18 protein-coding genes and 2 tRNA genes are annotated in these 22,086 nt (G+C 62.0%); 13 read left to right on the forward strand and 7 right to left on the reverse strand.

What is annotated here, in order from left to right; all coding sequences use genetic code 11:
• Positions 1–24 precede the first annotated feature (24 nt).
• Both argA and ACPWR9_RS13325 read left to right on the forward strand, forming a co-directional pair.
• Positions 25–1,374, forward strand: coding sequence for an amino-acid N-acetyltransferase (gene argA / locus ACPWR9_RS13320; protein ID WP_426298312.1), 1,350 nt, complete (start codon positions 25–27; stop codon positions 1,372–1,374).
• Positions 1,375–1,548: 174 nt separating this feature from the next.
• Positions 1,549–1,824: an oxidative damage protection protein gene (locus ACPWR9_RS13325; protein WP_150678533.1), complete on the forward strand. Its 276-nt coding sequence runs from the start codon at positions 1,549–1,551 to the stop codon at positions 1,822–1,824.
• Positions 1,825–2,030: 206 nt separating this feature from the next.
• Here the strand turns inward: ACPWR9_RS13325 and ACPWR9_RS13330 are convergent, their stop codons facing one another.
• On the reverse strand, positions 2,031–3,098 hold the full coding sequence (locus ACPWR9_RS13330) for a serine endopeptidase (RefSeq protein ID WP_426298314.1): 1,068 nt from the start codon (positions 3,096–3,098) through the stop codon (positions 2,031–2,033).
• A 22-nt stretch (positions 3,099–3,120) separates the two neighbouring features.
• Positions 3,121–3,810: a ribose-5-phosphate isomerase RpiA gene (rpiA, locus tag ACPWR9_RS13335; protein WP_426298316.1), complete on the reverse strand. Its 690-nt coding sequence runs from the start codon at positions 3,808–3,810 to the stop codon at positions 3,121–3,123.
• A 158-nt stretch (positions 3,811–3,968) separates the two neighbouring features.
• Here rpiA and tal point away from each other — a divergent pair, with 158 nt between their 5' ends.
• Positions 3,969–4,919 carry a transaldolase gene (gene tal / locus ACPWR9_RS13340; protein WP_426298318.1) on the forward strand — a complete coding sequence of 317 codons (951 nt, stop codon included), beginning with the start codon at positions 3,969–3,971 and terminating at the stop codon, positions 4,917–4,919.
• A gap of 132 nt (positions 4,920–5,051) precedes the next feature.
• Here tal and rlmB read toward each other — a convergent pair whose 3' ends face one another.
• Positions 5,052–5,822 carry a 23S rRNA (guanosine(2251)-2'-O)-methyltransferase RlmB gene (rlmB, locus tag ACPWR9_RS13345; protein WP_426298320.1) on the reverse strand — a complete coding sequence of 257 codons (771 nt, stop codon included), beginning with the start codon at positions 5,820–5,822 and terminating at the stop codon, positions 5,052–5,054.
• A 278-nt stretch (positions 5,823–6,100) separates the two neighbouring features.
• Positions 6,101–8,659: a ribonuclease R gene (gene rnr / locus ACPWR9_RS13350; protein WP_426298323.1), complete on the reverse strand. Its 2,559-nt coding sequence runs from the start codon at positions 8,657–8,659 to the stop codon at positions 6,101–6,103.
• A gap of 279 nt (positions 8,660–8,938) precedes the next feature.
• Here rnr and ACPWR9_RS13355 point away from each other — a divergent pair.
• Positions 8,939–9,023: transfer RNA gene (locus ACPWR9_RS13355), tRNA-Leu, on the forward strand.
• Between the two features lie 270 nt (positions 9,024–9,293).
• Here the strand turns inward: ACPWR9_RS13355 and ACPWR9_RS13360 are convergent.
• From ACPWR9_RS13360 to ACPWR9_RS13370, 3 genes are read right to left on the reverse strand one after another with little or no spacing between them, the layout of a single operon-like run.
• A complete protein-coding gene (locus ACPWR9_RS13360) occupies positions 9,294–11,507 on the reverse strand; it encodes a xanthine dehydrogenase family protein molybdopterin-binding subunit (RefSeq protein ID WP_426298325.1) in 2,214 nt (737 codons plus the stop codon).
• Positions 11,504–12,541, reverse strand: a complete 1,038-nt coding sequence (locus ACPWR9_RS13365) for an FAD binding domain-containing protein (protein WP_426298327.1) — start codon at positions 12,539–12,541, stop codon at positions 11,504–11,506. The genes ACPWR9_RS13360 and ACPWR9_RS13365 overlap by 4 nt, the downstream gene beginning before the upstream one ends.
• A gap of 5 nt (positions 12,542–12,546) precedes the next feature.
• Entirely contained in the window at positions 12,547–13,095 is a 549-nt protein-coding gene (locus ACPWR9_RS13370) for a (2Fe-2S)-binding protein (protein WP_426299344.1), read from the reverse strand.
• A 560-nt stretch (positions 13,096–13,655) separates the two neighbouring features.
• On the opposite strand from ACPWR9_RS13370, the gene ACPWR9_RS13375 reads away from it, so the two are divergent.
• From ACPWR9_RS13375 to ACPWR9_RS13415, 9 genes are all read left to right on the forward strand, one after another.
• Entirely contained in the window at positions 13,656–14,570 is a 915-nt protein-coding gene (locus ACPWR9_RS13375) for a LysR substrate-binding domain-containing protein (RefSeq protein WP_426298329.1), read from the forward strand.
• Between the two features lie 138 nt (positions 14,571–14,708).
• Positions 14,709–14,793: transfer RNA gene (locus ACPWR9_RS13380), tRNA-Leu, on the forward strand.
• Positions 14,794–15,131: 338 nt separating this feature from the next.
• On the forward strand, positions 15,132–16,184 hold the full coding sequence (locus ACPWR9_RS13385) for an AraC family transcriptional regulator (RefSeq protein ID WP_426298330.1): 1,053 nt from the start codon (positions 15,132–15,134) through the stop codon (positions 16,182–16,184).
• A 101-nt stretch (positions 16,185–16,285) separates the two neighbouring features.
• Entirely contained in the window at positions 16,286–16,852 is a 567-nt protein-coding gene (locus ACPWR9_RS13390; RefSeq protein ID WP_426298332.1) for a carboxymuconolactone decarboxylase family protein, read from the forward strand.
• Positions 16,849–17,997 carry an acyl-CoA dehydrogenase family protein gene (locus tag ACPWR9_RS13395; protein ID WP_426298334.1) on the forward strand — a complete coding sequence of 383 codons (1,149 nt, stop codon included), beginning with the start codon at positions 16,849–16,851 and terminating at the stop codon, positions 17,995–17,997. The genes ACPWR9_RS13390 and ACPWR9_RS13395 overlap by 4 nt, the downstream gene beginning before the upstream one ends.
• Positions 17,994–18,974 carry an ABC transporter ATP-binding protein gene (locus ACPWR9_RS13400; RefSeq protein ID WP_426298336.1) on the forward strand — a complete coding sequence of 327 codons (981 nt, stop codon included), beginning with the start codon at positions 17,994–17,996 and terminating at the stop codon, positions 18,972–18,974. Before ACPWR9_RS13395 ends, ACPWR9_RS13400 begins: the two co-directional genes overlap by 4 nt.
• A 3-nt stretch (positions 18,975–18,977) precedes the next feature.
• Positions 18,978–20,162 carry an ABC transporter substrate-binding protein gene (locus ACPWR9_RS13405; protein WP_426298338.1) on the forward strand — a complete coding sequence of 395 codons (1,185 nt, stop codon included), beginning with the start codon at positions 18,978–18,980 and terminating at the stop codon, positions 20,160–20,162.
• 109 nt (positions 20,163–20,271) lie between these two features.
• Positions 20,272–21,051, forward strand: a complete 780-nt coding sequence (locus ACPWR9_RS13410) for an ABC transporter permease (RefSeq protein ID WP_426299346.1) — start codon at positions 20,272–20,274, stop codon at positions 21,049–21,051.
• A 180-nt stretch (positions 21,052–21,231) separates the two neighbouring features.
• Positions 21,232–21,810, forward strand: coding sequence for a TetR/AcrR family transcriptional regulator (locus ACPWR9_RS13415; protein WP_426298340.1), 579 nt, complete (start codon positions 21,232–21,234; stop codon positions 21,808–21,810).
• The last annotated feature ends 276 nt before the right edge of the window (positions 21,811–22,086 follow it).

A 22,086-nucleotide genomic window follows, 5' to 3' on the forward strand; every position in this document is an offset into this window, starting at 1 on the left:
GCGCATGTTTGCGCACGTACACCCATGCTGACCGAACCCGATCCCGCCCTACAAGACGAAGAGACCGCCCACCAAGCCCAGTTTGTGGACTGGCTGCGATCGGTCGCCCCCTATATTCACGCGTTTCGCGACAAGACCTTTGTGGTCGCCTTTGGTGGCGAACTGGTCGCGGCCGGCGGGCTCGACACCCTGATTCAGGACGTCGCGCTCTTGTGTGCCATGGGCATGCATATCGTGCTGGTGCACGGCTCGCGACCGCAGGTCGAAGAGCAGATGCGCCTGCGACATATCGAATCGCACTTTGCCCAGCAATTGCGCATTACCGACGCGGCCGCGCTCGAAGCGGTCAAGGAAGCGGCCGGTGAACTGCGTCTGGATATCGAAGCGTCGATCAGCCAAGGGCTGCCGAATACGCCGATGGGCAATGCGCGCATCAGCGTGGTGTCGGGTAATTTTGTGACGGCACGCCCGGTGGGTATCGTCGACGGGGTGGATTTCCAGCACACCGGCGTGGTGCGCAAGGTGGATGCCGAATCGATTCGCCTGTCGCTGGCCAACGGGAAGATTGTGCTGCTCTCGCCGCTCGGCTTCTCGCCGACGGGGCAGTCGTTCAATCTGACGATGGAAGATGTGGCGTCGTCGGCTGCGATCGCATTGCGGGCGGACAAGCTGATTTTCATCACCGAGACGCCGGGCATTCTCAACGAATACAACGAGTTGCAGCGCGAACTGACGCTCGAAGACGCGCAGCGCATGCAGTCGCAAGGCGCGATCGACCGCGACTCGGCCTTCTATCTGAAGTACGCGACGCGCGCCTGCCGCGCGGGCGTAGGCCGCGCGCACATCGTGCCGTTCGCACTCGACGGCAGCATGCTGCTCGAACTGTTCTCGCACGATGGCGTGGGCACCATGATCTCTTACGAGAATCTGGAAAGCCTGCGTGAAGCGACGGTTGACGACGTCGGCGGGATCTTGCAGCTCATCGAACCGCTCGAATCGGACGGCACGCTGGTGCGCCGCGGTCGCCACCAACTCGAACGCGATATCGATCACTTCTCGGTCATCGAGCACGATGGACGCCTGTTCGGCTGCGCCGCGCTCTACCCCTATCCGAGCGAGCGCATCGGCGAGATGGCCTGCCTCACGGTGGACCCCGAGGCACAAGGCTCCGGCGATGGCGAGCGACTGCTCAAGCATATCGAGCAACGCGCCCGTGCTCGCGGACTGGAACGCCTGTTCGTGCTCACGACGCGCACGGAACACTGGTTCCTCAAACGCGGCTTCGTCAAAGCAGGCGTCGACGATCTGCCCGCCGACCGCCGCCGACTCTATAACTGGCAGCGCCGCTCGCTGGTGCTGATCAAGAAACTGTAACGACACCGGGGATCGGGCGCGTGACTTGAGATCGATATGGCATCGACATCTTGAGTCTCACACGCCCTGCCCCCATATCCGGATATCGGCCACGACACGCTGCGTCTCGATTTCATTACGCTCTCGCGTGGCCGTTCTTTTCACGCCATACCCAAGACTACGAAGGAGTTCCCCATGGCTCGCATGATCCAATGCGTCAAACTCGGCAAGGAAGCCGAAGGTCTCGATTTCCCGCCGATGCCCGGCGAACTGGGCAAACGCCTCTGGGAAAGCGTCTCGAAAGAAGCCTGGGCCGGTTGGCTTAAGCAACAAACCATGCTCATCAACGAAAACCGCCTGAACATGGCCGACCCACGTGCGCGCCAATATCTCGTGAAGCAAACCGAGAAGTACTTCTTCGGTGAAGGCGCTGACGTGGCTCAAGGCTATGTGCCGCCGCCTTCGGAGTAATCTTCCGCCTCTCACTGAAACCTCCCCCCGGAACGGACCGGGGCCCCTTTTCGGGGCTCAGACATAGACCCAACTCGCACCAAAAAGGCGCCCCGGTCCGTCCCCGCATCTGCCCGTTGATCCCCACGGTTCACGCGCTCATGCGAAAAAGGCACACGATTTCTTTCATCGTGTGCCTTTTTCTTTTTTTGCTTCGCGTCTTTGCTTTACGCCGGGGCCGGGCCGCCTTCCGTCATCGCATTCTTCGCCGGCGTCCCACAGTGGTGACAGTAATGCGCGAATGCATTCTTTCTCGTCTTACACATGCCACAGTGATCGAAAAGGCAAATGCCACAGTGCATGCAGAAGTCGCGCTCCGGATCATCCAACTTCACCGGACGCTCACACCCCGGACACACCGCCTTCGATATCCGCGCCTGCGCCAAATCGTACGACAACGCCTTCCTGCGCTCCTGATCCGGTAACTGCTCCTCCGCCTTCTGACGCGCCAAATACCGTTGCAACGACACTATCGCGTAACGACCCACCAACACCGTCAGTACGATCCCCACCAAGTAACGCACATAACCACCATAATCCGGCAGATACGGCACCAACTCGACGAAGAACGCGAACAGCGCGAAGAAGATGAAGCCCCACACGAACGGCCACCACGTGCTCTTACGCTGACGCACGAACAACCATCCACCAATCGCCAGCAACGGCAACGTGATCGCTAAGCGAATGCCGAAGACCTTCAAGTCCTGCGATCGCTGCACCGCCGCCAACTGTTCACTCGCCGCGGCGTTGAGCGCGAAGCGCGCTGTGCGTGCCGACTCGACCGACCTCGATGCTTCGAGTTGCTTGTTTTCGAGCGTATCGACCTGCGTCTGTGCGTCGCGCTCGGCTGACTTCAGCGTGTCGAGCGCCCGCGTGCGCGTGACAAGCTCGGCATCCTGACTTGCCTGCGCCGTCGCCGTGCGCGTTGCCACCCAGTCGTTAAACGACTCGCGTGCGTTGCGATACGCCGTGCTGCGCGCCTTCAGTTGCAGACGCGCCGTCTCCAACTGACTCTGGATGTCCTCGGCCTGCGATTGCGCCTGCTTGATGGCGGCGTCCGCACGCGCGGCCTGCGCCGGGTCGATGAACGAATCGAGCGTTGGGGCCGGGGCCACGCCCGGCAACTTGTCGACGACAAGACCGCCAAGGCCAATCAGAAAAGCCGCGAACAACACGGCGATCAGCCACAACCCACGGCGGAACCAGGTTTCGGGAAGACGACGCGATTGAGCCATCCTGCCCTCCAGGGCGAGTGAGTTACTTGTAATCGATGGTTTCGACGCCCTCGGGCGTGCCCATCAGCGTAAGGTCTGCACCGCGCTGCGCAAACAAGCCCACCGTCACCACGCCCGGCAGTTGGTTGATCTGTGTTTCGAACGCCACCGGATCGAGGATTTGCAAACCGTGTACGTCGAGAATTGCGCAACCGTTGTCGGTGACATAAGGGCTTCCATCGGCACGCACACGCGCTTGCGGCTTGCCGCCCATCGCGGTGAGGGCACGTGCGACACTCGCTTGCGCCATTGGGATGACTTCGACCGGCAGCGGGAACACGCCAAGCACAGCGACGAGCTTCGAGGCATCGACGACGCAAACGAATTCCTTGGCGACCGAGGCGACGATCTTCTCGCGCGTCAGCGCACCGCCGCCACCCTTGATCATGTGACCCAAGGCGTTGATTTCGTCAGCACCGTCGACATACACGGGCAGGCTGTCGATCTGGTTCAGGTCGAACACTTCGATGCCATGCTTGCGCAGACGCTCCGTGCTGGCTTCGGAACTGGACACCGCGCCGCGATAGCGGCCCTTGTGGGCGGCGAGCGCATCGATAAAGCAATTGGCCGTGGACCCGGTGCCCACGCCGATCACGCTGCCCTCGGGCACGTGTTGGTTCACATAGTCGGCAGCTGCCTGGCCGACCAAGCGTTTGAGTTCGTCTTGGGTCATGGGGAATTCCGGCAAAGTTTGGTAAAGTCGGAAGTTTACCGGAGTCGGGCGTGCCGCGTCGTTTTTCGTCGCGCAGCACGCCAGCCGTCCCGCGCCGACCGCCTGCCACGCGGGGCGGCATCATGTCACGCAGTGCATTACTCGTAAGGCCCGCTACCATGAATCAGCTCGACCAGCTCAAGCGCAGCACCATCGTCGTTGCCGACACCGGCGACTTCCAGGCCATGGATGCCTACAAGCCGCAGGACGCGACCACCAATCCGTCACTGATTCTCGGCGCCGTCCAGAAAGACGCCTACAAACCGATTCTCACCCGCGTGGTCGGCGAGCATCGCGCCGAAACCACCGACGAAATCATCGACCGCCTGTTGATTGCCTTCGGCCGCGAAATTCTCGACATCGTGCCGGGACGTGTCTCCACCGAAGTCGATGCGCGTCTCTCGTTCGACACGGCGGGCACCGTCGCCCGCGCCCGCAAGATCATCGCGATGTACGAAGCCGAAGGCATCGAGCGCAATCGCGTACTCATCAAGATCGCGTCGACGTGGGAAGGTATTCGTGCGGCGGAAATTCTTCAGCGCGACAACATTCGCTGCAACATGACGCTGCTGTTCTCGCTCGTACAGGCCGCCGCCTGTGCTGAAGCTGGCGCGCAACTGATTTCGCCGTTCGTCGGACGGATTTACGACTGGTACAAGAAGAGCGCCGGGGCCAAGTGGGATGAAGCCGCGAATGCTGGCGATAACGATCCGGGCGTGCAATCCGTGGCCGCGATCTATCGCTACTACAAGCACTTCGGCTACGACACGGAAGTCATGGGTGCGAGCTTCCGCTCGACCGGCCAAATCCTGGCACTGGCGGGATGCGATCTGCTCACCATCAGCCCGGCCCTGCTCGAACAACTGCACACGACCGAAGGCGAAGCCCCGCGCAAGCTCGACGTCAAAGAGGCACGCGCCGCGACGGTGGAGCGCGTGAAGACGGACGAGCCGTCGTTCCGCTTCCAACTCAACGACGATGCCATGGCGACCGAGAAACTCGCGGAAGGCATCCGCGCGTTCGCAGCCGATGCCGTCAAGCTTGAAGCGCTGATCGAAGCGGCGCGATAAGCGACTGAGGCGACCAAAACCACCGAGTCGAACCAAGCCATCTAAGCGAACGTCGAATCGGATGAAAAGCAAAAAGCCGGCTGCGATGCCGGCTTTTTGCTTTGGCTGCCACGCGAAACGTGGCGGCGAGACTTACTTCGCTTTGACGGCAACCTTACGTTGGCGCACGGCTTCGTAGAGGCAAACGGCGCTGGCCACCGAGACGTTCAGGCTTTCGCAGCCGCCCGCCATCGGAATGCTCATCAGCATGTCGCAGTTTTCGCCCACGAGGCGACGCATACCCTCGCCTTCCGCGCCCATCACGATGGCCATCGGGCCGGTGAGCTTCGTGCCGTAGATATCGGCCGGTGCATCGTCGGACGTGCCGACCACCCAGATGCCGCGCTCCTTGAGCTCGCGCAGCGTGCGCGACAGGTTCGTCACCATGATGTACGGCACCGTCTCGGCGGCACCGCTGGCCACCTTGGCGACCGTCGCGTTCAAACCGACAGCGCGGTCCTTCGGCGCGATCACCGCGTGTGCACCGGCACCGTCGGCCACGCGCAAGCACGCGCCGAGGTTATGCGGGTCGGTGACGCCGTCGAGCACCAGCAGCAGCGGATCGCCGGAGATACCGTCGAGCAGTTCGTCGAGGTTCAGGGCGAGCGAGACTTCCTGTGCGCGGGCGACCACACCTTGGTGGCGGGACGAGCCGGCCATGCCGTCGAGGCGTTTGCCGTCGGCCTGCACGACTTTGATCTTCACGCCGGGCACGCCCTTGGCCGATTCGACGGCTTTCAGGAAGTCCGTCATACGGCGATCGCGGCGGGTCGGGTCGTAATAAATTTCTTCGATGCTGCTCGCATCGTGGCGCAGGCGGGCGGTCACGGCGTGGAAGCCGAACAGCATTTTCAATTGACTCATTTCACATCCTCAAAATAGCGTGTGCCGAGGCAAGCCCCGTACAAAGTACGACGGCGGCGGCACCCTCATCAGGTGTCCGCCGCCGCAGCCCTACGCGGTCTTCAGCGTTGCCTTGCGTAGACCGGCAGTCGGCACGAGGCGCACATCTTACTGCAAACCTTGCCTCGCCCCGGCTTTCCGGTGCGCATTGCACCAGAAAACCGTGTGCTTGAGCACACCTAACCGCGACTAGCGACGCTTAACCACACCTACCCACGCCCAATCACGATTTGCGACGATTAACGGCGCGGTTTCTTCGCCGGGCCGCCGGTGCGCTTGGACGAGGCCGTCTTGCCGCCGGAGCGCTTGACGGGTGGTGTCGCGCCGCGTTCCGCGCGTGCCGCCTTCACCTTTGCCGTCTTCGGCTTGGCGGGGTGTTTGCCTGCCGGTGCCGGTTGCACGCCGTTGAGCAGCGCACCGCCCTTGGGCAGTTGGCGAATCGACGGCCCTGCGCCCGCCCCTGCCGTGCCGGCAACGCCGGGGGCACCGGCTGCCGGTGCTGGCACGGGGGCGCCACCGCGTTCCGTACGGCCCGAGGTTTTCGCGAGGCTGCGGGCATTCGGTTCGCGCACCAAACGGAAGTCGATCTTGCGCGCATCGAGGTCGACACGGCTGACTTGCACACGCACGCGATCGGTCAGGCGATAGCGAATACCGGTGCGTTCGCCGCGCAACTCGTGGCGCACTTCATCGAACTGGAAGTAATCGCTGCCCAGTTCCGTCACGTGCACGAGGCCTTCGATGAAGAGGTCGTCGAGTTGCACGAAGATGCCGAACGACGTCACAGCGCTGACCGTGCCGCCGTATTCCTCGCCGAGCTTGTCGCGCATGAAGTAGCACTTGAGCCAGGCTTCCACGTCGCGCGAGGCTTCGTCGGCGCGGCGCTCGTTGGCCGAGCAATGCAAGCCGAGTTCTTCCCAGACGGCATCGCGCTTCTTGGCCGAGGGCGACTTCTTGTTCTTCGCGGCCTCGTCTTCCTTTTGCAGCTTGCGGGCGTGCGGCGAGACGCCGGTGGTCATGTCCACGCCAGACGGAATCTCGGGCTCGTACTTCCGACCGGCGAGCACTGCCTTGATCGCGCGGTGCGTGAGCAAGTCCGGGTAGCGGCGAATTGGGCTCGTGAAGTGGGTATAAGCCGGATACGCGAGGCCGAAGTGGCCGATGTTATCGGGGCTATAGACCGCTTGTTGCATCGAGCGCAGCAGCATCGTCTGGAGCATCGGGGCGTCGGGACGCGATTCGATTTGCGTCATCAGCTCCGAGTAATCCGACGTTGCGGGTTCATCGCCGCCGCCGAGCGTGAGGCCGAGCGTTTTGAGGAACGTGCGCAGCACCAGCAGCTTTTCGCCCTTCGGGCCTGCGTGGATGCGATAGAGGCCGGGTTGCTTATGGCGCTTGAGGAAGTCGGCGGCGCAGACGTTGGCTGTCAGCATGCATTCTTCGATCAGGCGGTGCGCGTCGTTGCGGGTACGCGGCAGGATCTGTTCGATCTTGCCTTGCGCGTTGCAGACGATGTAGGTCTCGGTCGAATCGAACTCGATGGCGCCGCGCGACTTGCGCGCTTTGGCGAGCACCTTGTACAGCTCGTAGAGATTTTGCAGGTGTGGCAGCAGTGCGGCGCGGCGTTGGGCTTCGGGGCCTTTCGTGTTGCCGAGGACGGCGGCGACTTCCGTGTACGTGAGTCGCGCGGCCGAGTGGATCACGGCTGGGTAGAACTGGTAGGCCTTCACGTCGCCTGACGGTGTGACGATCGCATCGCAGACGAGGACACAGCGGTCGACATCGGGGTTCAGCGAGCACAGGCCGTTCGAGAGTTTCTCGGGCAGCATCGGGATGACGCGGCGCGGGAAGTAGACCGAGGTACTGCGCGTGAGGGCGTCGGCGTCGAGCGGGCCACCGGAGGTGACGTAGTGCGAGACGTCGGCGATGGCGACGATGAGGCGGAAGCCATTGGCGCGGCCGATCTTGACGGGTTCGCAGTAGACCGCGTCGTCGAAATCGCGGGCGTCTTCGCCGTCGATCGTGACGAGAGGGACATCGCGCAGGTCGACGCGATGGCGCAGGTCGGGGGCGCGGACTTCGTCGGGAAGTGCACCGGCGGCGGCGAGGGCTTCGGGGGAAAACTGGTGGGGCACGCCGTACTTACGCACGGCGATTTCGATTTCCATGCCGGGGTCGTCGATATCGCCGAGGACTTCCGAGACGCGGCCGATGGGCTGGCTGTAGCGGCTGGGGTAGTCGGTGAGTTCGACCGAGACCACTTGACCGACTTTGGCTTTCCCTTGCGAGCGGGGTGGGATGAGGATGTCGTGCCCGATGCGTTTATCTTCGGGGGCGACGACCATCACACCGTTTTCGTTGAGGAGGCGGCCGATGACGTGGGTATTGGCACGGGAGACGACTTCGACGATATGGCCCTCGGGGCGACCGCGGCGGTCATAGCCGGCGACGCGCAGGAGGACGCGATCGTTGTGCATGACCTTCTTCATCTCCTCGTTCGGGAGATAGAGGTCATCGCCATCGTCGTCGCGCACGGCGAAGCCGTAGCCATCGCGGTGGCCGATGACACGGCCGGCGATGAAATTCGAGGGGTGTGTCAGTTGATAGTAGCCACGGCGATCGAGACGAATTTGGTCATCGCGTTCCATGGCGGCGAGGCGTTTGAAGAAGCCTTCGCGTTCTTGCTTTTTGATCGCCAGAGATTCGGCGATATCGTTGGCGGACAGCGCGGAATCGGCGGTGCGCAGTACACCGAGGATTTCTTCGCGGCTCGGAATCGGATAGGGATATTTGCTCAAAGGTCGGTAGCGTTACTGTGCCGGTTGAGTCCGGCCGAGCGGCGCACCATGCGCCCGACGGTCCGTGGTGTTGTGCGAGTGCCTGGAGGGGCGTCGACAACAAGGTCAATCATACGGCAAAGCTTGCGAAATCCGCCACCTGTGCGGATTTTGGGGTTGGCTTGGGGTGTGTGGGGGTGATTTGAAATTTTTTTGTGCGCAGGTGTTGACAGTGATGGAGTGGATACGCATAATCTCACTTCTTCGCAGCGAGCAAGTAATAACGAGTGAGCTGGCGATGCCCAGATGGCGGAATTGGTAGACGCACTAGTTTCAGGTACTAGCGGGTAACACCGTGGAGGTTCGAGTCCTCTTCTGGGCACCAAGACAAAGAAAAAGCCGGTGATCGAAAGATCACCGGCTTTTTGTTTTTCTCCGCCCAGAAAGCAATGTGCCAGTGCACATTGCGTGGGGACTCGAAAGGCATCGCTTGCAAGCGATGCCGGGGTCGCGCGGAGTGTGACCGAGTCCTCGCGGCGCCGGAGGTGCCGTATGGGCGGTGGGGGTGGTGGTGCGCGTGGGCGAGGATTAGCGGTTTGGTTTGGTTTGGTTTGGTTTGGTTTGGTTTGGTTTGGGTTTGAGTTGAGAAAAAAAATCAAACCCTCATCACCTTCTCGATCGTAATCGGCAGGTCTCTCACGCGTTTCCCGGTAGCGTGATAAACCGCATTAGCCACAGCGGCGGCCAGCCCGGTAATTCCAATTTCCCCGATCCCACGGACGCCAAACTCATTGAGAGCCAGATCGGGGTAGTCGAGGAGGATGACATCGATATCGGGTTGATCCGCGTGAACGGGCACGAGGTATTCGGCGAAGCTGTTGTTGGCGGGGAGACCTGAGTGGGGGTCGTAGTCGGTGGCTTCGAAGAGGGCCATGCCGATGCCCATGACGATGGCGCCTTCGACTTGGTTTCTGGCCGTAAGCGGGTTAACAATTTTCCCCACGTCGATCGCACTCACCACGCGCGAAACGCGCAAATGCGAGATAGCTGGATCAAATCGCACTTCGACAAAATGTGCGCCGAAGCTACGAAACGAAACCTTGCCTTCCGGGGCACCTCCGGTGGCGCCGTCTCCGATAGCGAGTCCGAGTTTTAGCTCCCGGAGCGCGTCACCGAACGGCACTTTCTTTCCTTGATAAACGAGTGCGCCGTCCGCAAACTTCACATCCTCAGCATTAGCGCCGTTCAAAGCCCCCTTCCCTGCCACTGCATACGAGACCAATTGTGAGATAGCGTTTCGCGTAGCCACCGCAATGGCTGGCATCACACTGGCCGTCGCCCAAGACCCACCTGACAACGGCGCCGCAGGCATAGCCGAGTCCGCCAACCGCACATCGATCTTTTCCACGCCGACGCCGGTCAAATCTGCCACGGTCTGCGCGACCACTGTATAAGTTCCGGTGCCGATATCCTGCACCGCGCACGTGACTTCAACGGTCCCATCGGCCCGCAGCATCACACGCGCACGCGCCGGAGTGCGCATGGCATCCCAGCTGCACGCAGCCATGCCCATACCGACAACCTCATCCCCATCGCGCATGCTTCCCACACGCGAATCGCGCCGCGCCCATCCAAACTTATCCGCGCCTTGCAGAATCGCTTCACGCAGGTGATTGCTCGACCAGGGCAAATTAGCGCTTTCATCGCGTGTCGAGATATTCCGCAGCCGAAATTCGAGCGGATCAACCCCAGCCGCCAGCGCCATCTCATCCACGGCGGACTCCAGCGCGAACAATCCGGGCGCAGCGCCGGGCGCGCGCATCGAGGTGGGCGCCCCTTGATGCACGCGTGTCGTTCTATGACTCACTAAAACATTCGCGCAACCGTAAAGACTCTTCGACATGCCACCGCAGTTCTCGGTGAAGTTATCGACAAACGCTTGTGTAGAAATCGATTCATGCCTAAGCGAAACCAGCTTGCCTTGCGCGTCCGTGGCGAGACGCAACCGCTGCTCGGTTTGTGGCCGATGCCCGGTCGTCGTAAACATCTGCGCTCGAGGCACCAACAGTTTCACGGGTCGCCCAACTTCGCGCGACACGGCCGCCGCCGCAATCGAATGCGGCCAAATAAACAACTTCGAACCGAAGCCGGAGCCAATAAACGGCGCTTCCACCACCACGTGTTCCGGATCCAACCCAAACACGCGCGCAATCGAATTCCGATGCACCGTCACCCCTTGCGTCGCTTCATAGAGATGCAAGCCCCCATCCCGCCATTGGGCGGTAGTGGCGTGCATTTCCATGGGGTTATGGGTTTCCACGGGCGTGCGATACACCGCGTCTACGCGATGCACGCCTTGCTCGAACGCCGCCGCTGCGTCACCGCGTTGGTGCCCTCGCCCGCCGTCTTGGGTGCCATTGCGAGCGACGCCTTGTTCGAGGCTGGTCAACGGCGCTTCCTTCGCGTAGTCCACATGCACGCGATATGCCGCTTCACGTGCGTGTTCAAACGAATCGGCCACGACTAGCGCCACGAACTGCCCGGCGTAATAGACCTTATCGTCTTCGAACGGCAGCCGATGCTCATCCGTAATCGATGCTTCGAGAATCGCGTTGAAGCCACCGCCGCGCTGCGGCACGCGAAATAGCGCCGGAAAGTGATCGTGATGAAAGATATCGATGACGCCGGGCACACGCTGTGCGTCGCGCGTATCCACGTTGCGGATCGTGCCGCGCGCGACGGTAGAAAACACGCCATACGCGTAGCAAAGTCCGGGTGGGTGCCAATCGGCGGCGTAGTGCGCCGCACCCGTCACTTTCTTGCGTCCGTCGATGCGGCGGATGGGCTGACCGATATTGGGTGTCGTCATACCGTGCCTCCTGCGGCGAGTCGCGAGAGATTTCTCACGATGGCCTGTTCGCAAAGCGCGATCTTGAAGCCGTTCTGCCCATAGTCGTGCGCACCGTCGAGCGCTGCTACGGCGGCACGCTGCCACACATCCAACGAGGCGGGTGACACCACAGCCCCGCGAAGCACCTGTTCTGCCTTCATCGCGCGCCATGGCTTCGTCGCCACGCCGCCGAGTGCTACACGTGCCTCGCGCACCGTACTGCCATCGAGCGACAAAATCACAGCGCACGACGCCAGCGCAAACTGATAAGAAGCGCGGTCACGGCGCTTGAGATACCCGCTGCGCGCATTTGCGAGCGGTGCATCCAGCGTGACGTGCGTGATGATCTCGTCGTCGGCGAGTGCATGTTCGCGCCAGGGCGTACTGCCGGGTAGCAGGTGAAAATCGGCAAACGCGATATCACGCGCTCCCTTGGCGCCTTGCACATGCACTGTCGCGCCGATGGCTGCCATGGCGACGCACATGTCCGACGGGTGCGCGGCGATGCACTGCGCGCTGCCACCGAGCACGGCGTGCAGGCTTCGATGATGTCCGCCGATGGCGGCGCATCCCGAGCCCGGCTCTCGTTTGTTGCACGGCGATACGCCATCACGGAAATAGCCGCATCGCACACGTTGCATCACGTTGCCCGCCGTCGTCGCCTTGTTACGCAATGCAGTGCTTGCGCCGCTGAGCAGCGCTTGCGAGAGCACGGGGTAATCGCGCACGACCGTCGGGTCGTACGCGAGTGTCGTGTTCGTGACTAGCGCGCCGATGCGCAGCCGACCGTCCGGCAGACGGTCGATGCGATCCATACCGAGTCGATGAATATCGATGACGCGGGCGGGCCTCATCACATCGAGCTTGACGAGATCGAGCAGCGTCGTGCCACCGGCGAGATACACGCCCTCACCCACCCGCATCGCTGCGTTTTGGTCGGTGGTATGGGCCGTCGCATGAACACTGATAGCTTGCTCGACGCTTTGTGGCCGGATGAATTCGAACTGGCGCATGGTGATTAGCCTCCCATGCGCGAGCGCGCATCCTGAATCGCAGCGAGGATGTTGCGGTAGGCACCGCAGCGGCAGATGTTGCCGCTCATCGCTTCGCGCACCGCGGCGTCGTCGCGGCCGATACGTTTGTCCGCGAGTACCGCGACTGCGCTCATGATCTGTCCTGACGTGCAGTAGCCGCATTGATAGGCGTCGTGCTCCCAGAACGCCGCTTGCACCGGATGCGGCGTGTCGCCGCGCGCGAGGCCCTCGATGGTGGTGAGCGCATCGCCCTCGTGCATCAAGGCGAGCGACAGGCACGAGTTAATCGAGACGCCGTTCACATGCACCGTACACGCGCCGCACTGACCGTGATCGCAGCCCTTCTTCGTGCCGGTGAGTTGCAACTGATCGCGTAGCACATCGAGCAGGATCGCATTTGAAGCCACGCGCAACGTGCGCCGCTGACCATTCACTGTGAGCGTCAAAGGTTCGCCCTGTGCGGTGGCGGTTTCGCCTGCACTCGCGGCAGCGCGTTCGTTCGCCGTTTGCGTCTGCGCTTGCGCACCGGGCAGCCATGCAGCGCTGGCACTGGCGAGGCTCGACGCGCCAAGCGATTTTAGAAAACGGCGTCGTCCGTTGGGGTCAGTGACTGCGGCGGCGGCGTGGGCGGCGGCAGTGGGCGGTGATGGCGGATGTGTCGAGGGCGGGGGTGGCGACAGTGCGGACTCACGATCGGCGTGAGCGCCGTTGGCGTGGCTGGCACATGACGAGTGGCAAGCATGTTCCTTCATCGAGAAGCCTCCTTTGAGGGCAACCGTTGAGGGCGGCGGTGGGGGGCGCCGCGAATCCATTCGAGCACTATAGAGAAAGGCTGTGTGACTTGCAGGCGTCAGGAAACGGTCAGTCTGGTGCCATCTAGCACAACCCCGAGCCTTGGGGCGCTCGAATGGGAGGTGTCCATGCGTGCGAGATGTCGCGTTTCTGTCACTCTCTTCGTAGAGCGTCCGCTCCAAACCCGGTAATTCTGTAGAATTTAGCTCATAAAAAATTGAATATTGTTCAACGAACGCTTAACTCGTTGCACATGCTCAACGTTTCTGGTTTTGGTTACTTGATCCTTGTTGGGAATGACATGCCTGCATTTACTCGTGGCGAGCTTGCCGATTTGAACGTTTTTGTGACTATCTGCCGTCGGCAGAGTTTCCGGGAGGCCGCCACGGAGTTGGGCGTGACCACATCGGCGTTGAGTCATGCCATGCGCAATCTTGAGGCGCGATTGGGTGTGAAGTTGCTCAATCGCACGAGCCGTTCCGTTTCGCCGACGGCGGCGGGTGCTGCGTTGGCGAAGGAATTGGAGCAGGGTCTTGAGCAGATTGCGTCGGCGATTGGTGCGTTGGATCGATATCGTGCGTCGCCGGCGGGGCGATTGCGATTGAACGTGCCGCGTGATGCGGCGCGTTTGTTGTTGGACCCGATCTTGCCGCGTTTTGTGTCGGCGTATCCCGATATCGAATTAGACATCACGGTGGATGACCGGATGCTCGACATTGTGGCGGAGGGATTCGATGCGGGCATGCGTTATGGCGACACGGTGCCGGGCGACATGATTGCGACGCCGTTGACGCCCTCGCTGAAGTGGATTGTGGTGGCCTCGCCTGCTTACCTTGCGCGTCATGGGCGCCCGAAAGTGCCGCAGGATTTGTTGACGCACAATTGCATTCGGATGCGTTTGGGTGACAACACGTTGTACAAGTGGGAGTTGGGGAATGGGTCGAATGCTCTTGAACTTGATGTGCCTGGGGCGTTGAGCATTAACGAGACCGATGGTGTGGTGGCGGCGGCGTTGGGTGGTTTGGGGTTGGGATATGTGTTGGAGCAGAACGTGAGGGCCGAGTTAGCGGCGGGCACGTTGGAGGCGGTGTTGAGTGATTGGGCGGTGGATGGTCCGCCGTTGTCGATGTACTACCCGAGTCGGCGTCAGACGTTGCCGGGGTTGCGGCATTTGATCGACATGATTCGGTCGGAGCATATGGGTCGGGCGGCTTGATGATTGATTTATGAGGGGAGTTAAAGAAGTGGGTGGTGATTGATGACTTTTTCATTAAAACCTGTTGACAGCATGTAACGCTCTCGGCATAATCTCACTTCTTCGCAGCGAGCAAGTAACAACGAGTGAGCTGACGATGCCCAGATGGCGGAATTGGTAGACGCACTAGTTTCAGGTACTAGCGGGTAACACCGTGGAGGTTCGAGTCCTCTTCTGGGCACCAAGACAAAGAAAAAGCCGGTGATCGAAAGATCACCGGCTTTTTGTTTTTCTCCGCCCAGAAAGCAATGTGCCAGTGCACATTGCGTGGGGACTCGAAAGGCATCGCTTGCAAGCGATGCCGGGGTCGCGCGGAGTGTGACCGAGTCCTCGCGGCGCCGGGGGCGCCGTATGGGCGGTGGGGGTGGCGATGCGCGTGGGCCAGAACGCTCGGTGTTGAATGAAGCGCGAGAAAAGCAAAGCCCCCCCACATCCGTCATAAGCATCCAACAAAAAAATAGTTGTCGGCGGTGATGTGAGTGGGGAGCATGGGGTTTTTGCCTGCGTTGAGAGTGGTACGTCATGCGAGCGTCGACGGTAGTGGAAGAGAGTGTGAATCCGGACCGGGTAGCGGATTGGTTGTTATCGGGGTTGGAGTTAAAGAGCACGTTATTCCATGTGGGTGAGTATTGTGGGGAGTACCAGGCGAGCACGGCGGGTCGGCAGCGGGCGAGTTTCCATGTGGTGTTGGGGGGCGGTTGTTATTTGCACGTGGGTGCCGATGGCGCAAACGCATCTCGATCGATCTGGTTGAACGAGGGTGATGCGGTTTTCTTGTTAACGGACATCGCGCATTGCTTATCGCCGCATGCACTGCCGCCATCAGACTTATCCGCCAAAAAAGGCGAGATGACGCCACTAGCATCACAGCAGCATCACGCCCCCAACACCCGCCCTACCCAATCCGTTGCCCTGGCTTGCGGCTTTTTCGAATTCCGCACGGATCTCGACGGTTTGGTGTTAGGCATGTTGCCGAACCCGATCATCGCGCGGCGTGACAGTGGTCGCCATGACGGCCTGACGCAGGTGTTCACGTTGCTCCAAGCCGAAGCACGCCGTCCGGGCGACACGCCATCCCCACTCCTTGCGCGCCTGACCGATTTACTTTTTTACTATGCGTTGCGCGAAGCCGTGCATGCCGAGGACTTTGCGCCGGGCGTGTGGCGGTTGATGCGGCGTGACGTGTTCGGCCGTTTGGCGGCGGCGATTATCGAGTCACCGGGTGAGCGTTGGACGACCGACACGATGGCTGACTTCGTACACATGTCGCGGGCACGATTCTGCAAACAGTTTGCGGAAATCGGTGGGCAGCCGCCGGCGCAATTCGTGACGTTGGTGCGCATGAAAACGGCTGCGGCATTGTTACGCGCGGGGGCGACTTTACCTGAAGTAGCCGAGCAAGTCGGCTATCAATCCGAGTCTGCGTTTGCGCAGGCGTTTAAGCGGGTGACGGGCATCCAACCGGGGGTTTGGCGTCGACAAGCGAATCCGGAGCGCCACGCAGCCGCGCCTTCACCGCTCGCCTCTCCCGCGTCCTCCGCCGAGGCAACCGTCACACATTACGCGTTACACTGACGCGCCCGCCTAAGACAAATCCGCAGTATTTCCAGACGTGCGCGCATTGAGTGCCTGAGCGAGCCTCTGCACAATGGGGGCTCGACTGTGAGGAGCCCGATATGAGCCGACTGCCATTGCATACCCTTGAGACCGCCCCGGAGGCGAGCCGCCCGTTTCTGGAGAAATCGCTTGCGGCGAACGGTTTTCTGCCGAACTTGGTGGCATCGTTGGCCAATGCGCCAACAGCGCTCGAGACTTATCTGACGGTGGGTGGAATCAACGGCCGTGCGAGCCTGACGTTGGCCGAGCGTGAAGTGGTGCAGATCACGGCGGCTGGCATTCACGGCTGCGGTTTCTGCGTGGCGGGCCACACAGCGGTGGCGCTTAAAAAGGCCCAACTTCCTGAAACACTCGTCAACGAGATTCGCGATCAAGAGACGCTGTCCGACGCGAAGCTCGACGCTGTCGCCGTCTTTACGCGCGCCGTCATCGCGACGCGCGGGGCGGTTTCCGACGCCGAGTTCGCCGCGTTCAAGGCGGCAGGATACGACGATGCAGCCGCTCTCGAAGTGGTGCTGGGCGTGTCGCTCGCGACGTTGTGCAACTTCGCGAACAATCTCTCGCAAAACGAATTGAATCCGCAACTGGCGGCGTATCGTTGGGCGCCGAAGGATCAGGCGGCATGAGCACGCTCGCCGCATGGCTCGACACCCACGCCGAAACGCTCGATACGGATGCCACGTTAAGCGCCGAGGTTGTGCCGCAACTGGCGCAGGCGGGCGTACTGCGTGTTGGCGTGCCCACGGACTTGGGTGGGGTTGGCGGCACGATTGTCGACGCCATCGACGCGGTTGCCGACGTCGCGGCGCATTCGTTCGCGGCAGCGTTCGTGTTGTGGGGTCAGCGCACATTCATCGAATATCTGCTGCAAAGTCCGAATCGCGGCTTGCGTGAGCGTTTGCTGCCTGCGTTGCTCACCGGCGAGCTTGCCGGAGCGACGGGGTTGTCGAACGCGATGAAGTATCTGTCAGCGATTGAACCGCTGCAAATTCGCGCGACTGAGCGTGCCGATGCTGGCACGACACCGGCGTGGCATGTCAGCGGCGGCTTGCCGTGGATCACGAACCTGCGCAAACAGGGCTTCGTTGCAGCCGCAGCCGTCGATCACAACGCGGGCGGTCCGCCGTCGATCTTCGCGATTGCCCACGATGCACCGGGCGTCACACGTAGCGATGACCTCGACCTGATCGGCTTGCGGGGCACGAACACTGCGGCGCTGCAAATGGCCGACACGCCGCTCGACGACAACGACCGCATTACCGACGATGCGCCTGCGTGGCTCGTGCGTGTGCGTCCCGCGTTCCTCGGCTTGCAATGCGGCATGTCGCTGGGTCTTGCTCGTCGCAGCCTCGCTGGCACCCACGACGGCGGCCCGGGTGCGCGTGCGGCGGTGGCAGACGAAGTCGGGGCACTCGCCGAACAACTCGACGCACTTGCCAAGCGGCTGAAAGCGGGCGTCGCGGAAGGTGAGTTCGTTGCGGCACCGGCAAAGCTTTTCGAACTGCGCATCGCACTCGCTGGCGTCGTTCACGATGCCGCGACGCTGGAAGTACAAACCGGTGGCGGGCGTGGTTATTTGCGCGGGCTGTCTGGCGTAGCACGTCGCCAGCGTGAAGCGGCTTTCGTGCCCATCGTCACGCCGAGTCTCGTGCAATTGAAAAACCAGTTGGCGGCACAGCGCGCTGCGTCCGCAACGCCACAACAGGCCCAACAGGCGCAACAGGCACATCAAGCAGCCGCAGCCCCCTCGAGGACCGGAACCGCGTCATGACCCAACCCACGGCGACGCAACGCGCGCATTCCGACACGTTCATCGCCCCGGCGCACGAGCATGACTCGCGCGCCGCATTGCCGTCCTCGACGGCAACAGCCGCGCCTTTCCTCACACTGCGCAATATCGGACTGGCTTACGGGCCGCGAGAGATCCTGCGGGGCGTGGATTTGCATGTGGCCCCGGGAGAGCTCGTGTCCGTGCTCGGCCCAAGTGGCTCGGGCAAGTCGACATTGCTACGTATCGCGGCTGGATTGCTGGCACCGAGCGCCGGCACGGTCGACGCCGACGGCACGCCGCTCGCTGGCCCCCGCCCCGACATTGCCCTCGCCTTTCAAGACCCTTGTCTGCTGCCGTGGCTATCGGTCGAACGCAATGTGGCGTTCGGCCTCACGTTTGCCCGGCAGCCCAAGCTCTCTCGCGATACCCGTCGTGCGCGCATCGATGCGGCACTCACCGAAGTCGGGCTGGCCCACGCGCATCATCTGCATCCGCGACAGCTTTCCGGCGGTATGGCACAGCGCGTTGCACTGGCCCGCTGTCTTGCACGTCAACCGCGCGCGCTGTTGCTCGACGAGCCGTTTGGCGCGCTCGATGAAGTCACTCGCGCCGACATGCAACGTCTGCTCGTGACCGTGGTGCGCGATACCGGCGCTGCGACGGTGTTGGTGACGCACGATATCGACGAGGCGCTGCTTGTCTCCGATCGCATCGTGCTGCTGGGCAATCAAGGCCGCACGCTGGCGCAATGGCACGTTGATATTCCCGCGCCGCGTGAGTCGCACGTCGAAGCGCTGGGTGCGCTACGCATCGAAATTCTGCAAGCCCTGCAACGCGCGATGTCGCGCGACATGAGCCACGCATCCGACACGAACAACACAACCAACACGACCGGCAAGATCGACACGGCGGGCCTATCAAACACCCGCTCGCCGTCACCGGCCAACCACACCGACCAGACCTACGGGGATCGCTAACCCATGTGCCAAATTTCCCGCCGCGAATGGCTCAAGCTCGCTTCGATGATGACCGTGGCAGGTGCTGCACCGCTGCTGGCTTCGGCCGCCGCGCGCGCCGCCGCCGAACCGGACGCACCGCTGCGCATCGGTTATCTGCCGATCACCGACGCCACGCCACTGCTCGTCGCGCACAACAACGGCTACTTCGAGCAGGCCGGTATCAAGGCGGAAAAACCAACGCTGCTGCGTAGCTGGGCGCAGTTGATCGAGGCCTTCTTGTCCGGACAGGTCAACGTCGTGCACTTGCTCTCGCCGATGACGGTCTGGGCACGTTACGGCAGTCAGGCACAGGCCAAGGTCGTGGCGTGGAACCACGTCAATGGCAGCGCGATCACGGTGACCAACGACATCAATAAGGTAAGCGATCTGGGCGGCAAGACGGTGGCTGTGCCGTTCTGGTATTCGATTCACAACGTGGTGCTGCAAGGCTTGCTCGCGGCGAACGGGTTGACGCCGGTGCTCAAGAAGTCGGGCGCGCCGGCGGCTAACGAAGTCAATCTGATCGTGATGGCCCCCTCGGATATGCCACCGGCGCTCGCCGCCAAGCAAATTGCCGGGTATATCGTCGCGGAGCCATTCAATGCCGCCGCCGAAAACCTCAAGGTCGGCAAGGTGCTGCGCTTCACCGGCGATGTGTGGAAGAACCATGCCTGCTGCGTGGTCACGATGCACGAACGCGATCTGAGCGCACGCCCCGAATGGACGCAAAAGGTCGTCGACGCCATCGTGAAGGCGCAAGCATGGACGCGTGCCCATCCGGAGGACGCGGCCCGTCTGCTCTCGAAGGAAGGCGAGAATCGGTACACGCCGCATCCGTTCCAAGTGTTGCAGCGCGTGCTGGCCCCCGCAGCCTCGGAGCAAGGCCGCTATCTGGCCGATAAGGCGATCATGCATGCCGACTGGCACGAGAAGCGCATCGACTTCCAGCCGTATCCGTATCCCAGCTACACCGAGGCGCTAGTGCGCCATATGCAGAAAACACAGGTGGAAGGCAATGCGCAATTCCTCGCCAAGCTCGATCCGGCGTTCGTAGCGCGCGATCTCGTCGACGATCGCTTCGTTAAGAAGAGCATTGCGGCCGCAGGCGGCATGAAGGCGTTTGGGCTGCCGGAAGGCTTTACGCGTCAGGAGGTGATCGTTGTCTGACCTGTTGTCCGCCAAGGCAGGCGCGGCACCCGCTGTGCCGGGCGCCCAGATTCCGCCGAATGCGCAAGGTCCGCATGGTGCGAATCCTGCGGCGAGCCCCAGTGGTGCAGTGGGTGCAAGCCCTGCTCCCGCCGGACGCCGCGTATGGCTCGGCCTCGCGGGTCTGGCAGGCATCGTCGTGCTCTGGTGGCTCGGCATTGCGCTGCTGACGACACCGGGTTCGCTGGCCGCGCAGTTCTCGCCTGCGGCCGCCCTGAACGCCCTGCCCGATCTGTTTCGCGACGAGCAACTGAGCCTGCATATTCTGGCGAGTCTGCGGCGTATCGGCGTCGGACTCGCATGGGCATTGGTGCTAGGTGTGCCGCTTGGCTTTCTGATCGGACGCATCCGGTGGCTCGACGCAACGCTCACCCCGTCGCTGCAATTCTTACGCATGGTGTCACCACTGTCGTGGATGCCGATCGCCGTGATGTCGCTCGGCGTGGGCGACCCGGCGGTGTACTTTCTGCTCGCGTTCGCCGCGCTGTGGCCGCTGGTGATGAGCACCGCCGCCGGTGTCGCGCAGATCGACCGGCGCTGGGTGCAACTTGGGGAAAGTCTCGCGGCGACACGCTGGGAAATGCTCTGGCACGTGTATGTCCCGGGCATTGCCGCCCATGTCCTGACGGGCGTGCGCCTGGCCATCGGCATTCTGTGGATTGTGCTGGTGCCCGCCGAAATGCTGGGCGTGAATGCCGGACTGGGTTATCTGATTCTCGACACGCGTGACCGGCTGGCGTATTCGGAACTGACGGCGGTCATTCTCGTCATTGGCGTACTGGGCTTCGCCCTCGACTGGGCGGCGCGCTTCATTTACCGGCGTTTTAGTGGCACGGTCGCCGACGAGTGACCAGACGCACGCCGGGTGCTTTTTCTTGAATGCAGACGGCAGACTCGGGTACCCTTGGGCGTCCCGAATCTCTGCCGCGCTGAACGCGTCTTCCCGCCTGTGTCCGACGCCACACCTGCCGCCCCCCGAACGACTGCCGACGATACGCTGAGTCCCAAGACTCAGCGCACGCGTGCGCGTTTGTTCGAAGCAACCGCGCAGATCATTAGCGCGGAAGGCTACGCGGCATGGAGCGAAGACCGGCTCTGCGCACAGTGCGAATGCAGTCGCGGCACGCTGCGCTACCAGTTTCCACAAGGCAAGTACGATCTGTTTCCCGCCTTCGTGTCGTTCGCACTCAATCAAGACGCGGGCGTCATGCAGGCCATGAAACGCCTTTCCGCTAAAGAGCGCCTGTACCTGGTGATCGCGAGCCTGCGCTATCGACCGCCCTCGCCCACCACCGTCGCCATGCTCGAAATTTGGATGGCATCTCGCGGCGACGCTCGCCTGCAATCGGCGATTCAACCGTTTTTCGATGGCGCCGATGGTCAGGTACTCGGTATGCCCGACGGGGAGCGCGATCCGGAAGTGCTGGCGCTCTTCAACCTGCTGGTCGGGGCTAGCCTGAGCAGCATCCGGCGCGACTTCGACGCCATAGCCCTCGGCGCCTCGCTCGACTGGCTACTCAGCCATCTGCCGGTTCCTCCGAGCGTGACCGCCATGCTCGACACCCTCCTCAACGCTCGCGCTAATCAGCGATTCGATAGCGGGCAGTAATTTCCGCCTCCCGCAACACCTCCCTCCCAGACGGACCGGGGCCCCTTTTCGGGGCTCAGACATAGACCCAACTCGCGTCAAAAAGGGGCCCCGATCCGTCCCCGCTAATGCCCTTCGTACTCCACACATAACCTCGCGCGCATTTTGCCGCGCTCGGTTCGCTTTGCGACGAAACATACAAGTTCGTACGTTTTCATAAAACATACATTTACGTATGTTTTTATTGCGCCCGCCTGCCCCTGCGTCTTTCGCCGTCTTTCTTCGGCTTCGATCTCC

Origin of the sequence: Pandoraea pneumonica (genome assembly GCF_049918595.1) — a bacterium.
Taxonomy (GTDB): domain Bacteria; phylum Pseudomonadota; class Gammaproteobacteria; order Burkholderiales; family Burkholderiaceae; genus Pandoraea; species Pandoraea pneumonica_A.

What these genes read in the sequence shown, in the direction of transcription:
- ACPWR9_RS13330 (WP_426298314.1), bottom strand. Translation starts at nt 3,098, where the DNA reads ATGGCTCAATCGCGTCGTCTTCCCGAAACCTGGTTCCGCCGTGGGTTG.
- ACPWR9_RS13385 (WP_426298330.1), top strand. Translation starts at nt 15,132, where the DNA reads ATGCGAGCGTCGACGGTAGTGGAAGAGAGTGTGAATCCGGACCGGGTA.
- ACPWR9_RS13365 (WP_426298327.1), bottom strand. Translation starts at nt 12,541, where the DNA reads ATGCGCCAGTTCGAATTCATCCGGCCACAAAGCGTCGAGCAAGCTATC.
- ACPWR9_RS13395 (WP_426298334.1), top strand. Translation starts at nt 16,849, where the DNA reads ATGAGCACGCTCGCCGCATGGCTCGACACCCACGCCGAAACGCTCGAT.
- argA (WP_426298312.1), top strand. Translation starts at nt 25, where the DNA reads ATGCTGACCGAACCCGATCCCGCCCTACAAGACGAAGAGACCGCCCAC.
- tal (WP_426298318.1), top strand. Translation starts at nt 3,969, where the DNA reads ATGAATCAGCTCGACCAGCTCAAGCGCAGCACCATCGTCGTTGCCGAC.
- ACPWR9_RS13405 (WP_426298338.1), top strand. Translation starts at nt 18,978, where the DNA reads ATGTGCCAAATTTCCCGCCGCGAATGGCTCAAGCTCGCTTCGATGATG.
- ACPWR9_RS13375 (WP_426298329.1), top strand. Translation starts at nt 13,656, where the DNA reads ATGCCTGCATTTACTCGTGGCGAGCTTGCCGATTTGAACGTTTTTGTG.
- rpiA (WP_426298316.1), bottom strand. Translation starts at nt 3,810, where the DNA reads ATGACCCAAGACGAACTCAAACGCTTGGTCGGCCAGGCAGCTGCCGAC.
- rlmB (WP_426298320.1), bottom strand. Translation starts at nt 5,822, where the DNA reads ATGAGTCAATTGAAAATGCTGTTCGGCTTCCACGCCGTGACCGCCCGC.
- ACPWR9_RS13390 (WP_426298332.1), top strand. Translation starts at nt 16,286, where the DNA reads ATGAGCCGACTGCCATTGCATACCCTTGAGACCGCCCCGGAGGCGAGC.
- ACPWR9_RS13325 (WP_150678533.1), top strand. Translation starts at nt 1,549, where the DNA reads ATGGCTCGCATGATCCAATGCGTCAAACTCGGCAAGGAAGCCGAAGGT.
- ACPWR9_RS13400 (WP_426298336.1), top strand. Translation starts at nt 17,994, where the DNA reads ATGACCCAACCCACGGCGACGCAACGCGCGCATTCCGACACGTTCATC.
- ACPWR9_RS13360 (WP_426298325.1), bottom strand. Translation starts at nt 11,507, where the DNA reads ATGACGACACCCAATATCGGTCAGCCCATCCGCCGCATCGACGGACGC.